This window comes from Kitasatospora herbaricolor, assembly GCF_030813695.1.
Classification (GTDB): domain Bacteria; phylum Actinomycetota; class Actinomycetes; order Streptomycetales; family Streptomycetaceae; genus Kitasatospora; species Kitasatospora herbaricolor.
The window spans coordinates 4,888,772-4,903,810 of sequence record NZ_JAUSVA010000002.1 but is presented as its reverse complement, the minus strand read 5'-3'; the positions used below and the strand labels follow the sequence as shown (position 1 = coordinate 4,903,810).

Here is a 15,039-nt window from a genome sequence, read left to right as displayed (position 1 = left end):
GGCCGGCCCCCGGGGAGTTCGGCACTCCCCGGGGCGGGCCCGGGGACCGGACCGGACGGACCTGCCCGGCCTCAGGCCAGCAGGTCGGACTGCAGCAGGACGACCTGGTGGAAGGCCGGCAGCGGCACGCCCGCCGGGTTGGTCATCACGATCAGGCCCAGCACGTCGCCCGCGAGCAGGTAGCCGGCCCGGGTGGTGTCGGGCTTGCCGGTCTTCTCGTCACCGTTGTGCCGGAGCTGGGCGCCGACACCGATCGTGGTGGGCAGCCCCTTGGCGTCCTTCTCCAGCTCCAGTTTGCCCACGCCCTTGAGCTCGCTCGTCAGCCACAGCGAGTTGGAGACGTTGGAGGCCTCCGCGCGGGAGCCGAAGCGCAGCAGCCGGATCCGGGTCTTCGTCCCGTCCTTGGCCGTCCACTCCCGGACGACGCCGGCCCGGCAGGCGTTCGCCATCAGGTCCGACTTCAACGTCTCCGCCTCGGCCAGCTCGGCCGCCAGGTCCTCGCAGACGGCCCACTGGGCCGGAGCCGTCCCGGCCGGGACGGCGGCGGGCGAAGCGGCCGGCGTGGCCGGGGAGGCGGTGGCCGAAGGCGGGGCCGTGGGCGAGGCGCTGACTGCGGCGGCGCCGATCGCCTCCTCGGGTGCGGGGAGCACCAGGCGGCGGAGGTCCGCCTCGTGACGCAGCTCGGCGCCCGGGGCGCCCGGGGCGGGCTTCCCGGAGGGCAGCGGCGGCAGCGCCAGCACCGGGAAGGTGTAGCGGCCGTCCTTGGGCGTGGCCAGGCCGGGGATGTCCGTGCGGTCCGGAGCGGTGACCGCGTACGCGCTCGCCGTGCCCGCGATCAGCAGGACGAGTCCTGCCGCACCGCGGCGCACCAGGGTGCGGCGCCGGCGGCGGATGCGCTGCAGGCGCTGCTCGTCGGTCTCGGTCGGCCCGAACGGCCCGTGGGCGAGGCCGGGGGCGGCCCAGACGTCCGCCGGGGCGGCCGGCGCCGGGCCGTCCTCCAGGACGATGCCCGTCGCGGGGGCGGTGCTCCCCCGGCCCGGTGGGGGGACGGCCGGGGCGGGGTTCTCCGTCGGGCCGGGCGGGTTCTCCGCCGGGGCGATGCGGTCGGTCATGCTGACGCTCCAGGGCTGGCGAGCCGGTCCAGCTGCGCGGTGAAGAGGCTGACGATCTTGTCCTTGGGCAGCTGCGCCACACCTTCGACGTCCATGACGACGAGCAGGTCGCCCTCGGCGGCGGAGCACTCCAGGTAGTCGATCTGGGCGCCGGGCGCGACGGGCATCAGGTAGCAGTGCGCCTCGGGGTGGCCCGGGATCTCCGGGCCGGTCCGGAACAGGCCGGTGTCGCCGGTGAAGATGGCGGTGTACTCGTTCTCCTTCTGCACCTCCTGCTGGTTGAACTGGCGCAGCTTCAGGCTGACCACCAGATCACCCGCCGAGGACTTGAAGGTCCGCACCCCGGTGCCCTTGACGTGCAGTCCGTTCCAGTACTGCTTCACCCGCTCCCGCTTGTCGGCGGGCACGTCCTTGACGCCCTCGTCGACCTCGGCCGCCAGCTGTTCGGCGGTCAGCTCGGTGTCGTTGCCGTAGCTGCCGTAGTCCGGGCCGAGGGCGAACCCGGCCGGGACGGGCAGCAGCAGGTCGCGCAGCCCGCCGAAGTGGTTGCCGTTGGACTTGGCGCCGAAGGCGGTCGGGCTCGGCGCCGGGGCCGGGGCCGCACCGGGGCCCGGACCGGCCGCGGCCGCCGGGGCCGGGTCGTCGTAGCGGACCTCGATGATGCCGACGCCGATGACCACGCCGACCAGCGCGGCGGCCACGGTCGCGGCGGCGCCGCGCAGGATGCGGCTGCCGGTGCCGCGCGGGGCGGCCGGCGGGGCCGGTTCGACGGCTGCCTGCCCCGGCGCGGGGTACGGGAGTCCGGGGGCGTCCGGGGTCCCGGGGTCGCCCGCCGGGGGCTGCTCGGGGGTCGGGTCCGGCGTCCGAGCCTGCTCGGGGGTCGGGGTCGGGGTCGGGTCGGGCGTCGGGGTCGGGGTGTCGGCCGCGTCGGACGGGACCGGGCCCACGGTGGTGTCGCTCATGCCAGCCGCTCCCACTGCTTCTTGGCGAGATCCTTGAGTGCGGCGGCGTCCACCGGCTGCGGCGCGAAGACCTCGATCTCCATCACCACGGTGCCGCGCCGCGCGACGGCCGAGCCGTAGTAGTACTTCTCGGTGCTCTCGGCCCAGTTCTCCGGCTCCGACTCGACCTGGTAGCCGCCGTTGACCCCGTCGGCGAACTTGGTGGCGGCGGCGCCGTGCATGCCCCGCGCCTCGGCCAGGGCCCGGTCCGCGTCGTCCGGGCCGTACTGGAGCAGCGTCACCCGGTACCGGGTCTCGCCCTGCTTCCAGTCGACGCCCGCCGCGCGGCGGAAACCGTCCCGGTTGAAGTCGGCGAACGTCCGCTTCGCGTTGCCGGTGCGCTCGGCCAGCTCACCGACGGTGATCCAGCTGGGCACGTCCGGGTTGTCGCCCCAGGCGTCGGTGCCCCCCGGGCGCTCCAGCACCAGCTTGCGCAGGTCGCCGTCGATCGCCAGCGGCTTGGGCGCCGCCTCGGCCGCGGCCGCCGCGTCGAGCACGGCCGCCGGGTAACCGGGCAGCGCCACCTGCAGGGGCGGCAGCGGCGTCGGCGGACGGCCGGCCTGGATCGCGTAGCCGACGCCACCGCCCAGCAGCAGACCGAGCACCAGCGCGGACGTCAGCAGCAGGACGGGACGCGGCCTGCGCTCGCGGGCCGGCACCCCCGTCCCGTCCTCGCCGGCCACCAGGACGTCGAAGGCCGGCGGCCCGCCGACCGGCCCGCCGTCGAAGGACGCGGCCGGCTCCTCGGCGGTGTCGGGGTGGGCGTACGGGGCGGCGGCGGGCGATCCCGGCGCGGCCCAGGGGCTGACCGCGACCGGCGGCGCGGGGACGACGGGGGCGGCGGCTTCGGCAGGTGCGGCGGCGTCGGGCCGGTCGCCCGGCGGTACGGCGGTGGGAGGAGGCGCGTCGTCCGGCGACGGCTCCACGGGTTCGGTGCTCACGGGGTGGCTCCAGAAGGTGGAAGAAGAGGGAAGCGGGGCTCAGCCGCCGGAGGACAGGCGGTCGAGTTGACGCTTCATCACGTCGCCGAGCGAGGCCTTGTCGGGATCGCCCTTCACCTCGACGGTGATCTCGAACTCCACATCGCCCTTGCTGGCAATGCCGACCATCGCGCCGGTGTAGGCCTTCTGCTCCGGCTTGAACAGGAATCCGCGCGCCCCGGGAACGCCGCTGACGTCGATGCTCTCGCTCTCCGAGAAGCTGGCACCCTTGGCGAACTCCGAGGCGTTGCCCGCACTGGAGAACCGCATCAGCCGGATCCGGACATTCGCCTTTCCGTCGGCCGTCCGGTACGAGCGTTCCGCCGATTCCTTGTACCCGTACGACGCGAGGACGGACATGATGTTCTTCTGGCCGTCGTACTCCGCGACGAGTTCCTCGTCGCTCATCTTGAAGCCGTCGGCGGGGCCGAAGGATTCGGCGCCGTCCGGAACGGGCGCGAAGAAGTACCTCAGGTCGCCGCCGTGCGTGCCGCCGTTGACCGTGCCGTGCAGGGTGCTGCTCGGCCTGGGCGCGGGTGCGGGCGGCGCGGTGAGCGTCACCACGGGGGACGGGGACGGCGACGGCGAGGCGGACGGGGTGGCCGAGGCCGGGGCCGCCGCCGGGGCCGGGGCGCCCTGCGCCACCGCCGTCCGGGCGTCCGGCCGGCCGACCACCACCGTGACGGCGGCGCTGGTCGCGGTCACCGCGAGCAGCGCGAACGCGGTCAGCGCGACGCCGGCGGCGCGCGGCAGCCGGCGGCCGGCGGCAGCCGCCGCCTCGGGGAGGTCGGGTACGTCGGTGGGCGCGGTGGCCGACCGGGCGGCGGCCGCGTCGGCGGGGCCGGGCTGCGGTCCTGCCCCGTCGGCCGCCGAGGAGGACGCGTCGGGTACGGGTGTCCCCTCGGGTGCGCAGGCCCCTGCGGGTACGGGTGGCGGGTCGGCCGGAGCGGCCGGCGGCGCGTTTTCGGGCGCGGACAAGGGGTTCCCCCAGAGCATGTGGAATGGGCCGCGTGCGGGCCCACCACAGGCCACCCCCGAGGCCTCTCCAGACCGACCGCCACGCGCGTCAGCTGGAATTATGAGAGCCGCCGCTCCCCCCCGCCAACAGAGTTAACCCACACACTCCACACAATGATCAATCAATCGGACATGCCGTGATCGAACCGCAATGAGAATGCGCCGCCGTTCGTCCCGGGAGTACCCGCGGCCCTGACCACGGCACCTGCCCGCGGCGTCCGACCAGGGGTGCCTGCCCGCCGCCGGGCCGGGCGGGCAGGCGCCCCGGCCGGACGTCAGCTCAGCTGCGCGAGACCCTCGGTGGCGATCCGTTCGAAGACCGCGGGGTCGACGGCGAAGATCGAGTCCGCGACCGGCCAGTGGATGACCAGTTCCGTGATGCCCAACTCCTGGTAGCGGCCGGCCCAGTCGACGAAGGCGTCCAGCGAGGCGAGCGGCTGCTCGGCGGTCGAGCCCTGCAGCAGCACCTTCTCCAGCGTCGCCAGGTCCCGCCCGCGCGCCTCGCAGGCGGCCGCGAGCTTGGCCAGCTGAGCCTCGATCACGGCCGGTGCCTGCTCGACCGGCACCTCCGCCGGACCGCGCGGGTCGCCGTACGTCACCCAGCCCTGCCCGTGCTCGGCGGCCAGCTTCAGCCCGCGCGGGCCGGTGGCGGCCACGTAGAACGGCACCCGGGGCCGCTGCACGCATCCGGGGATGTTCCTGGCCTCGACGGCCGAGTAGTAGCGGCCGTGCTCGGTGGTGGCGTCCTGGGTGAGCAGCTTGTCGAGCAGCGGCAGGAACTCGTCGAACCGGTCCGCCCGCTCCTTCGGCGTCCACGCCTCCTGGCCCATCGCCGTCGCGTCGAAGCCGGCCCCGCCGACCCCGATCCCGACCGTCACCCGGCCGCCCGAGACGTCGTCGAGCGAGATCAGCTCCTTGGCCAGCGTCACCGGGTGCCGGAAGTTCGGCGAGGTCACCAGGGTGCCGAGGCGGATCCGCTCGGTCGCGGTGGCGGCGGCCGTCAGGGTCGGGACGGCCCCGAACCAGGGCTCGTCCCGGAACGACCGCCAGGAGAGGTGGTCGTAGGTGTAGGCGGCGTGGAAGCCGAGGTCCTCGGCCCGCCGCCAGATCTTCTGTCCCTCGCTCCACCGGTGGATGGGGAGGATCACCGTGCTCAGTCGCATGGGAACGACCCTACGTCCCGAATATCCCGCCACTCGGGCGCATACCGCAGTATGTGCTCTGCCCATGGCGGCAACCACGCGAGGTGGACGAGCTGAGAAAGCTCACGGACAACGTCTCCGGGTATGTCGCGGAGGCGGTCGCCCGCCAGATTCGGCACCAGCTGCTCGCGGACGACCTTCGCCGCCACCAGGACGAGCAGGGCCCGTTCGGCGATGAAGAGTTGTCCGAGGCGCACGCCAGGATCTTCGGTTCCGCCGGGTCGGCGGGCTCGGTGAGCGCCGCGTGACCGAGCGCTTCGAGACGGTCGTGCTGGACTCGCAGGGACTCTCCTCGTGGATCACCCAGGACCGCGGCGTGCTGGCGATGCTTCAGGTGTTCCACGCGATGGGGGCCGACTTCGTCGTCGGCGCGAACACCATCGTGGAGGTCACGCACACGCGCGTGAACGAGGCCCGGCTGAACCGGACGCTCTCCCGGGTCAAGGTGGAGCCGGTCACCGATCAGGCCGCCAGAGCCTCGGCCAGGCTGCTGAAGCAGGTCGGCCTGCACGGCCACAAGTACGCGGTGGACGCGACCGTGGCAGAGATGGCGCTGCGGCAGCCGGGGCCGGTGGCCATGCTCACCACGGACATCGACGACATGGCCAAGCTCTGCGGCACCCGCGTCCGGCTCATCGCCATCTGAGCCCGAGCGGGACCCGGACACTCTCGGCAAGCGTTCCCGCAGGCCAGCATGTGACAGGTGAAAAAGGATTGACCGAGGTCACCAGGGTGCCGAGGCGGATCCGCCCGGTAGCCGTGGCAGCCCCCGTCAACGTCGGTACCGCCCCGAACCACGGCTCGTCCCGGAACGACCGCCGGGAGAAGTCGCGTTCACCGATGAGGACCTCTCCGAGCGCACGCCAGGATCCTCGGATCCACCAGGTCGGCGAGTTCGGCGTGCGCCCGCGCCGACGAAGCCCGGTCGAACCGGACGCTCTCCCGGGTCGAGGCCGAGGCGGTCACCGGTCGGGCCGCAAGGGCCGGATCCCTCCCCGGGACACCAACGCGGGTGCGGACCGGCTCCCTGTCGGGTTCAACGCCGCAGCCAGCTCAGCAGGGTCGTCGCCGTGAACACCGTGCCCGCCGCCAGACAGACCGCGCGCGGGGTCAGCCGCCCGGGGCCTTCCCGGACAGGTGCTGGGCCCGCACCTTCGGGCCGGGACTGCGGGACCGGGGCCAGCAGCGCGTCCGCGAAGGCCCGGGCGGTCGGCGGTCGGTCCGCCGGCTCGACGGACATCGCGGTCCGTAGCAGCAGGGCGATGTTCGGTGGCAGCTCCGCTCCGGCGGGGAGCGCCGGCAGCGTCGAGGCGGTCGACCGGTCGGTCATCAGCGCGGTGGCGCGTCCGCCCGGGCCGAACGGCTTCTGCCCGGTCAGCAGCTCGTAGGCCACGACGGCCAGCGCGTACACGTCGGCCCTCCCGTCGATCCCGCCGGTCTGGAAGGCCTGTTCCGGTGCCATGTACGCGGGCGTGCCCGTGGTCACCGTCAGCCCGGACGCGTCGGCCAGGTGCTTCGCGCTGCCCAGGTCCGCCACCAGCACCGCGGCGGGCGCAGGACCGGTGGCGAGCAGCAGGTTGGACGGCTTGACGTCGCGGTGCACCACGCCCGCCTCGTGCAGGACCTGGACCGCGTAGCCCGCCTCCGCGGCCAGCCGCAGCGCCTCCTGCGGGTCGCACTGCCCGACCCGGTCCGCCAGGGTGCCGCCGCGTACGTGGTCCATCACGAAGTAGGGCCGGTCCTCCTGCACCCCGACGTCGTGCACCCGGACCACCCGCGGGCTGGCGATCCGGCGCAGCAGCCTCGCCTCTGTGAGGAACCGCTCGCGCACATCGGCGTTGGCGGCCCAGTTCTCGGCCAGCACCTTCACCGCGACCTCGGTGTCGAGCTCCGGATCGTAGGCCTTCCAGACCGTCGCGAAGGAGCCGGCTCCGAGCCGCTCCAGGAGGAGATAACGGCCGAGCTTGTGCATGTGGCAGCATTTTGCCGGAGTCGGGGGGCGTGCGGAACTCCCGTTCGACGACCGGCAGGCCAGGCGGGACGAGACGGGGGATCCGGGTGTTCGAGGAAGGTGAGCTGGAACGGCTCGTGGCGGCGGCCCAGGCGGGGGACCCGGGGTCGACGGAGTACCTGCTGGCCAAGCTGCGGCCGGTGGTGCTGCGTCGCTGCTCGCGCTTCCTGCCCCACCACGCCGATGCGGAGGAGGCCGCGCAGGACGCGCTCCTGTCCATCAGCACGCACCTGGGCGAGTACGGGGGCCACGGCTCATTCCTGGGCTGGGTGACGGTGATCGCCTCGAACGCCGCCCGGTCCACCTACCGCTCGATGCGCCGACGCGCCGAGGACAGCCACGCCGACCTCCCCGAGTCCGTCGACCCGCGCACCACCAGCGTCATCGCCGGGACCCGGCTCGACCTGATGGAGGCGCTGGCCGCGCTGGAGCAGCAGCACCCCGCCCTGGTGGAGTCCTTCGTGCTGCGCGACCTGGGTGACCTGACCTACGTCCAGGTGGCCGCGGAGCTGGACGCCCCGTTGGGCACGGTCAAGGACCGTATCCACCAGGCCCGCCGCTTCATGCGCGAGCGCCTGGTCAAGGGTCTGTGAACGGCGGCCCCGCCGTCGTCCGGCGCCGGTCCGCCGTCGCCGCCCTGGTGGCGGCCGCCGCGCTCGGGCTGGCGACCGGCCGGTTCGTCCTGCCACCGCCCCCCGGCGCCACCGCGCACCCGGTGACGAGGGCGGGTGCCGCGGTCGGCGGGCCACCCCCGGGCGCGTCCGTCCTCCCGACGCCCGGCGCGTCCGGTCCGACGTCCGCGCCCACGTCCTCGGCCTCCGGCTCCGCCTCGCCCACCGGAGCGACCGGGCCGGTGACCACCGCGAACCTGCTCGGTCCCGCGGCGTTCGGCCCGGACGTCGGCACCGGCCGGATCCACGTCACCGACCGGTACGGCGACGGGGCCTACGCCAACTCGGCCTGCTCCGGCGAGAAGACCCTCGGTCAGACCCTGGGCGGTCCCGGTGCCCACTTCCGCGGACTGATGACCAGCCCCCGCACCGACCCGAGCGACCCCACGCTGGCCGCCGACATCGTCACCCAGGTCGCCCGCGAGGTCGCCGCCGAGGCCACGAGCCCTTCCCTGGCGCAGAACTACGCCGAGCGCCTGCTGCTGGAGGAGGTGCCCTGCCAGGAGATGCCGCCGGGGCACTGGGTCTACGGAAGGACCACGAGGCTGCAGCTCGCCCCGGACGTCACCGCGAGCTGGATGGGCGCCTACGAGGGAACCCTCAACACCACCGGTACGGCGCCCGAGGGCAGGGAGCCCTGCGGGGGCATCGCCGTGCTGCGCAGCGGCAAGCACTACGGGGTGCTGGAGGTCCATGCCTGCCTGGGGACGGCCGCGATGGACCGCGTCGTCAGGACCGCTCTGTCACAGCTGTGAAACAGCCGGTCGGGGCTCCAACTTTCCCTCCTCCGGCGGCATCTCCCCGGTTGTACGAGGACGCAGCAGGCGTCCCGACCAGCAGGGGGACCAGATGACCGAGAACCAGGCCGTCCAGCAGAAGTCCGTTCGCCGCAACCGGGTCGCCGTCGCGGCCTGCTTCGCCGCCGCACTGGTCACGGCCAGCGTCGTCGGCACCCAGTCGGCCACCGCCGACGGGGACGCGCACACCGCGGCGCACCGCACCGCGGTCGCCGCGCCCGGACTCGGCTCCGCCGCCCTCGTCCAGAGCGAGGACTACTTCCAGCAGGGCCCGAACCCGGTCGGCGCGACCGTCGCGCTGACCGGACGCCAGGGGCTTTCCGCGTGCTCGGGCGAGGAGACGATGCGCGACCTGACCAAGGGCAGGGCCACCGCGTACGCGTCCGTGACCTGGACCTTCGACACCGGCGGTCTACTGACCGAGTCCGCCGCGAGCGCCACCACCGGGGCCGAGGCCGCCGGCTGGGAGAAGCAGCTGGTCGCGCTCGTCGAGGACTGCCAGGACGAGCCCGTCGGCCACTGGCACTACGGCGCGGCCCACACCCTGAACGTCAACGGCGGCAGCGCCCGCTGGTACCCGTCCTACAGCGGCGACGGCACCGTCGGCGGCGGGGTCGCGGTCCTGCGCCGCGGCACCAGGGTCGCCGTCGTCGAGCTCACCGGCCGGGCCGCCGACGCCCCGGCCTCCGTCGAAGGCATCGCCACCGCGGCGCTGAACCGCCTCGCCTCCTGAACGGCAGCCCCGCTCCGCCCGCGGCGGCGGGCGGAGCGGGCCCCGGACCTCGAAGAGGCCCGCACGCCCAGGGGCCGGGCCACCAGCTCGACCGAGGGTCATGGCCGGAGCGGGCCTTTCACCGCCCGAGCGCGCTCCGGCGACCCCCGGGCGGGCCTCCTGGTGCATGCGGCACGCCTCCTCCCGTCCTTTGCAGCCGTTCCCGTGCCGGGCCCGGCACTCCTCGCGGGCGCAACGGCAACACCCCCTGAAGAAGCCGAGGCTGACGGGATCGAAGGCAGGAAACCCGTTGCCGGTGCTGGAGCGGCCTCTTGTAGCCTGACCCCCGCCACAGGGGCGATTGTCAGACTTTCAATCTGGGGGACCGGTGCACAACCGCCGTCTCGTTGCGACCACTGCGGCTCTCGCCGCCGGGTTCGCCTTCCTGCCGGGTCAGGCGCACGCCGCCGACCCGGCCCCGAACGCCGTACCGAACGCCGTACCGGCTCCCGCCGCGAGCGGGTGGGAGCTGCCCGACGCCAAGACCTTCACCAGCCCGGCGAGCAACTCGTACCGGGTGCAGGGCCAGGGCGCCGCGGTTGCCGCCCGGGCCGCCGCCGCGCCCTCCACCGGCCGGACCGTCTACGTCCTCACCCGCAGCACCTGTGCCACGGACACCGGGACGGGCACCCAGGCGGCGCCGTTCTGCAGCCTGCAGCACGGCGTGGACGCGGCCGTCCCCGGCGACACCGTCCGGGTCGACGGGAAGGACGAGGGGACCAGCCCGCCGCGCACCGCGGAGAACGTGGTCGTCCGCACCTCCGGGCTGACCATCACCGGCGGGACCAACGCCCCGCAGATCGACGGGGACAACACGGGCTCCACCAAGCCCGGGCTGACCCTGGACGGCGTCAGCGACGTGACGATCAATCACCTCACGATCTCGACCGGTGGCGTGCCGGCCGCGCTGGCCGTCAAGGGCTCCACCCGGATCACCCTCGACTCCGTCAACGTCGGCGCGTACGGGACCGCCGTGGCCGTCGACGGCACGTCCGACACGGTGGCCGTCACCCGGTCGCACGTCGCACTGTTCAGCGCCGGTGCCACGGCGATCTCGGTGGCCGCCGGGGCGAAGGGCGTCACGCTGGCCGGCAACCTGATCGGCGCCTCGGGCATCACCAACTCCGGAACGTACGAGCAGCAGATCAGTGGCATCACCGCGACCGGGGTGCAGGGCCTGAACATCACCGGCAACACCGTCCAGCGCGGCTGCCTCCCCGGGATCGTGGTCGACGGCGCCTCGACGGCCGTGTCGATTCAGAACAACCTGCTGGTCGAGACCGAGAACGCAGCCGCCTGCGACTCCGGCCGCAGCGCGGTGACGGTCTCCGCCGAGTCCGCACCGGCGACCACCGCCGACTACAACGACTTCTACTCCGCGGTCGCCACCGGCGCCGGACCCTACCGCTGGGCCGGCACCGCGTACCCGACCGTGGCCGCCTTCCGGGCCGCACAGACGCAGGGCGCGCACGACACCGTCGAACCCGTCGCACCGCAGCCGGTCAACAACGGTTCGCAGTGGGGCGTCGCCTACGCCCTGCAGACCGGCTCCGCCGCGATCGGCACCGCCAACCAGTCCGCGCCCGGCGCCCTGACCACCGACTACTTCGGCCACGGCCCGATGTCCGACCGTGGCGCGGTCAGGTTCCAGAGCAACAACCCCGGCTTCGCGATGGCCCTGACCGCGAAGAACTCCAGCGCGTTCGGCATCTCGCTGGACCTGGACGTGACCACCCTGCCGGTCGCCCAGGACATCTACATCGAGTGGGGGGACGGCAGCACCGGCATCAGCAACTTCTACGGCGACAAGCCGGTGAGGACGACGGCGGGCCACATCTACGAGAAGCTCGGCGACTACACGATCACCGTCACCGACTACGAGAAGACCGGCAACACCATCCGCAACACGGTGAAGGTCTCCACCCTCGGCTCGCAGTACACCGCGTACGGCCCCAAGCGGCTGCTGGACAGCCGGGACGGCACGGGGCTCGCGGCCGCCGGCCGGATCCCGGCGTACGGAACGGTCAAGCTCAAGGTCGGCGGCGCCGACGGCATCCCGGCGAACGCGACCGCCGCGGTGCTGAACCTGACCGTGACCGGCCCGGCCGCCGACGGCCACATCACGGCGTACCCGGACGGCGGCCGGCGGCCGACCACCTCGAACGTCAACTACCGGGCCAAGCAGACCGTGCCGAACCTGGTGATGGTGCCGATCGGCGACAACGGCTACGTCGACCTGTACAACGGCGGCTGGGACACCACCGACCTGATCGCCGACATCACCGGCTACTTCACCCCGACGGCCGCGGCCGGCTTCGCCCCCGTGGGCCCCAGCCGACTGGTCGACACCCGCGACGGCACCGGTGCCCCGCGCAACCAGATCCCCGGACGCGGTTCGATCCCGGTGCAGATCGCCGACGCCGCCCCCGGTCTGCCGAACGGGGCCATCACCGCGGTCGCGCTGAACGTCACCGTCACCAACCCGCGCCAGGACGGCCACCTGATCGTCTACCCGAGCGGGCAGGCCCTGCCCACGGCGTCCAACGTGAACTTCACCGCCGGGCAGACCGTCGCCAACTCGGTCGTCGTGCCGGTCGGCGCGGACGGCAGGATCCAGGTGTTCAACGGCGCCTGGGCCGGTACCGACGTGATCGTCGACGTGGTCGGCTACTACAGCGCCTACGAGAAGGGCGCGTTCATCCCGGTCGACCCGGAGCGGCTGCTGGACACCCGCGACCCGGCGACCTGGGGCGGCGGCCCGCTGAAGGGCCGCTACTACGCCTACCTGCCGATGACCACGCGCACCGACATCCCGGCGTTCGTCTTCAACGCCACCGTCACCAACACCGGCGACGACGGCCACCTGACCGTCGCCTCCGACCCGAACACCCTGGCCGACTACCGGGGCGGGTACCCGTATCCGGTGTACGCACCGAACACCTCCTCGCTGAACTGGCGGCGCGCCACCACCGTGCCGAACCTGGTGCAGGTCGCGCCGGGCCGCGGCCTGATCGACTTCTTCAACGAGAGCGACGGCAACATCGACCTGATCGTCGACATCTTCGGCTACTACCAGAACGACTGACACCCGCGCGGCCACCGTCCGACGGTCGGTGGCCGAGCAGGGCGGGGACGACGCGGAGAGGTGCCTGCGGAGCCCGAAGGACGGACGCACTCGGTGCTCCCGTCCGGACGGCGCGCACGGCACCTCTCCCGTTCCGGCTGCCGCGCACCGGCTCCGCCCGAAAAACCGCTTGCCCGCTGATGATATGAATCAGCAGCTGGTGACTTCGGCCGGCCGGGGGGTCATGTCGACGTGGCTGCGCGCCGCGCACCGTCGACGGCGGGGCCTGCCCCGGGCCGGCATGCCGGCACTACGTCAACCCCTTCCGCAGGAGTCCCAGTTGGAACGGTTTCGCACTCCGGCACGCCTGGCGGGGCCGGTACGCCGGCTCGCCCTGGCCGTGGCCGCCACCAGTACGCTCGCCCTGACCGTGGCAACGCCCGCGGCAGCGGCCGCACCCGCGGCCGCCGGGGCGCCGGCCGCCCAGCAGTCGGCTTCCGTGCCGCCCGCCGCGCAGACCGGCAAGTTCGTCCCGACGGACCCGCACCGGATCCTCGACACCAGGTCCGCGATCGGCGTGCCGACGGCGGGCAAGGTCCCCGGCGGCACCCACATCCGGGTGCCGGTGGGCCTGCCCGCGGGCGACGTGAAGGCCGTCGTCATGAACGTGACGGTGACCGGGCCCAGCGAGGAGAGCCACCTCACGGTCTTCCCCGACGGCACCCCGCTGCCGACGGCCTCGAACCTCAACTTCACGGCCGGCCAGACCGTCCCCAACGCCGTCACGGTGCCGGTCTCCAACGGCTTCGTGGACTTCTTCAACAACTCCGGCAGTACCGACGTCGTCGCCGACCTGGCCGGCTACTACACGGACAGCGTGGGCATCGCCGGGTCCAGTTACGTCCCGGTCAGCCCGGCCCGGCTGCTCGACACCCGCTCCGGCGGGGCCGGCCCGGTGGGTGCGGACGGGACGGTCAACCTCAAGGTCACCGGGAAAGGCGGGGTGCCGGCCGTCGGCGCGAGCGCCGTCGTCCTGAACGTGACCGCCACCGGGACCACCTCGGACAGCTTCCTGACCGTGTATCCGCACGGCACCGCGCGGCCCGGCACCTCCAACCTCAACTGGACGGCCGGACAGACCACCCCCAACCTGGTGACCGTCCCGCTGGGCGCGGACGGCTCGGTGGACCTCTACAACCACATCGGGGCAACCCAGGTGGTGGCGGACGTCTTCGGCTACTACCAGCACAGCCCCGCCGGCTCGGCCTACTCGGCCACCGGGCCCAAGCGCATGGTCGACACCCGGACGAGCGGCAGCTTCCACACCCTCGGCGCGGACGGCGTGATGAACCTGCCGGTGGCGACCGGCGGCCTGGGCACCACCAAGGTGTCCGCCGTCGTCCTCAACGTCACGGCGACCAACGCCACCGACGACAGCTTCCTCACCGTCTTCCCGGGCAACGGCACCGGCCGGCCGAGCACCTCGAACCTCAACTTCCACGCCGGGCAGACCGTGCCTAACCTGGTGATCGTGCCGGTCGACGACTCGGGCCTGGTCAACGTCTACAACCACCTCGGCCGGGTGGACGTGGTCGTGGACATCTTCGGCTGGTTCAGCCTCCCCGAGGGCGGGCCGACGGACCCGAACCTCACCTTCGCCACCTCCGGCCCGGCCTGCCCCGAGGCGGGGCCCGGGCAGTGGTTCCGGCTCTCCGACTCCAGCAGCACCACCCTGTACGCCACCACGCCCGTCCTCGGCGGCGCTCCCGGCCCGGCCTCGCCGTGGCTCCAGGTGGTCCTCACCGGACCGGACGGCAGCACCAGCTCCTGGTCCGGCTCACCGACCTCCGACCACGCCCGCACCGGTGTCCCGGTCGGCGTCCTGGGCTCCGGCCGGTACAGCTTCTACGCCTACGAGACGGACGGCACCCGGGTCTCTGCGCCCAGCCGGCCCTGCTACTTCGGCGTGGACGCGGATTCGCAGATCACCGGCGTGACCGTCACCTCCGACGGCGTGCCCGGCGAGATCTTCCCGGGCATGCCGCTGACCTTCACCTTCGGCGCGACCTCCACCGGCACCACGGAGGGCCGGACGATCAGCGGCTTCTGCTACTCGATGCTCTACGCGCCCGGAGTCGGCTGCTCGCAGATGCCGGCGACGGACGGCAAGGCCGTCGTCCGGCTGAACGCCGGCTCCTGGGGCACCAACATCCTGTACGTCCAGGCGTTCACCGTCTCCGGGCAGGCCTCCCAGCCGCAGTCGTACAGCTTCTACGTCCGCTCGATGTAGGCCGCTCTCCCGGACCGTTCCGGCCGAGGCCGGCCGCGCCCCGTACACCGCCTCCGGGCGACGGGCGCGGCCGGCCTCCGGCGTTCGGTGCCACGGCCGGCCCTGCTGGCCGTGCACGGCCC

General features: G+C 73.4%; 13 protein-coding genes and 1 pseudogene. 7 read left to right on the top strand and 7 right to left on the bottom strand.

The window, feature by feature from the left end:
- Window positions 1-71 precede the first annotated feature (71 nt).
- The 5 genes from J2S46_RS21825 to J2S46_RS21805 form a co-directional block, all read right to left on the bottom strand.
- Window positions 72-1,112, bottom strand: a complete 1,041-nt coding sequence (locus J2S46_RS21825; RefSeq protein ID WP_191288384.1) for a hypothetical protein — start codon at window positions 1,110-1,112, stop codon at window positions 72-74.
- Complete coding sequence (locus tag J2S46_RS21820; RefSeq protein ID WP_191288385.1) at window positions 1,109-2,074, bottom strand: hypothetical protein; 966 nt, start codon at window positions 2,072-2,074, stop codon at window positions 1,109-1,111. Before J2S46_RS21820 ends, J2S46_RS21825 begins: the two co-directional genes overlap by 4 nt.
- Window positions 2,071-3,054 (bottom strand): hypothetical protein, encoded by a 984-nt coding sequence (locus J2S46_RS21815; protein WP_191288386.1) that lies wholly within the window; start codon window positions 3,052-3,054, stop codon window positions 2,071-2,073. The genes J2S46_RS21820 and J2S46_RS21815 overlap by 4 nt, the downstream gene beginning before the upstream one ends.
- 39 nt (window positions 3,055-3,093) lie before the next feature.
- The gene (locus J2S46_RS21810; RefSeq protein WP_191288387.1) at window positions 3,094-4,071 is read right to left on the bottom strand and encodes a hypothetical protein; all 978 of its coding nucleotides are present in this window, start codon (window positions 4,069-4,071) and stop codon (window positions 3,094-3,096) included.
- A gap of 314 nt (window positions 4,072-4,385) precedes the next feature.
- Entirely contained in the window at window positions 4,386-5,273 is an 888-nt protein-coding gene (locus J2S46_RS21805) for an LLM class flavin-dependent oxidoreductase (protein ID WP_191288388.1), read from the bottom strand.
- Window positions 5,274-5,356: 83 nt separating this feature from the next.
- On the opposite strand from J2S46_RS21805, the gene J2S46_RS21800 reads away from it, so the two are divergent.
- On the top strand, window positions 5,357-5,560 hold the full coding sequence (locus tag J2S46_RS21800; protein WP_191288389.1) for a hypothetical protein: 204 nt from the start codon (window positions 5,357-5,359) through the stop codon (window positions 5,558-5,560).
- Window positions 5,557-5,958 (top strand): DNA-binding protein, encoded by a 402-nt coding sequence (locus tag J2S46_RS21795; protein ID WP_191288390.1) that lies wholly within the window; start codon window positions 5,557-5,559, stop codon window positions 5,956-5,958. Before J2S46_RS21800 ends, J2S46_RS21795 begins: the two co-directional genes overlap by 4 nt.
- Before the next feature lie 49 nt (window positions 5,959-6,007).
- Here the strand turns inward: J2S46_RS21795 and J2S46_RS21790 are convergent.
- Window positions 6,008-6,136: pseudogene (locus J2S46_RS21790) on the bottom strand (LLM class flavin-dependent oxidoreductase); the annotation flags it as partial.
- Between the two features lie 212 nt (window positions 6,137-6,348).
- Window positions 6,349-7,284, bottom strand: coding sequence for a serine/threonine-protein kinase (locus tag J2S46_RS21785; protein ID WP_191288391.1), 936 nt, complete (start codon window positions 7,282-7,284; stop codon window positions 6,349-6,351).
- A gap of 86 nt (window positions 7,285-7,370) precedes the next feature.
- Between J2S46_RS21785 and J2S46_RS21780 the strand changes: the two genes are divergently transcribed.
- The 5 genes from J2S46_RS21780 (at window position 7,371) to J2S46_RS21760 (ending at window position 14,917) form a co-directional block, all read left to right on the top strand.
- Window positions 7,371-7,916 (top strand): RNA polymerase sigma factor, encoded by a 546-nt coding sequence (locus tag J2S46_RS21780; protein ID WP_229912182.1) that lies wholly within the window; start codon window positions 7,371-7,373, stop codon window positions 7,914-7,916.
- Window positions 7,913-8,749 (top strand): hypothetical protein, encoded by an 837-nt coding sequence (locus J2S46_RS21775; RefSeq protein ID WP_191288392.1) that lies wholly within the window; start codon window positions 7,913-7,915, stop codon window positions 8,747-8,749. The genes J2S46_RS21780 and J2S46_RS21775 overlap by 4 nt, the downstream gene beginning before the upstream one ends.
- A 94-nt stretch (window positions 8,750-8,843) precedes the next feature.
- Window positions 8,844-9,524 carry a hypothetical protein gene (locus tag J2S46_RS21770; protein WP_191288393.1) on the top strand — a complete coding sequence of 227 codons (681 nt, stop codon included), beginning with the start codon at window positions 8,844-8,846 and terminating at the stop codon, window positions 9,522-9,524.
- 367 nt (window positions 9,525-9,891) lie between these two features.
- Window positions 9,892-12,648, top strand: coding sequence for a right-handed parallel beta-helix repeat-containing protein (locus J2S46_RS21765; protein ID WP_191288394.1), 2,757 nt, complete (start codon window positions 9,892-9,894; stop codon window positions 12,646-12,648).
- Between the two features lie 319 nt (window positions 12,649-12,967).
- Entirely contained in the window at window positions 12,968-14,917 is a 1,950-nt protein-coding gene (locus J2S46_RS21760; RefSeq protein WP_191288395.1) for a hypothetical protein, read from the top strand.
- Window positions 14,918-15,039: the final 122 nt, after the last annotated feature.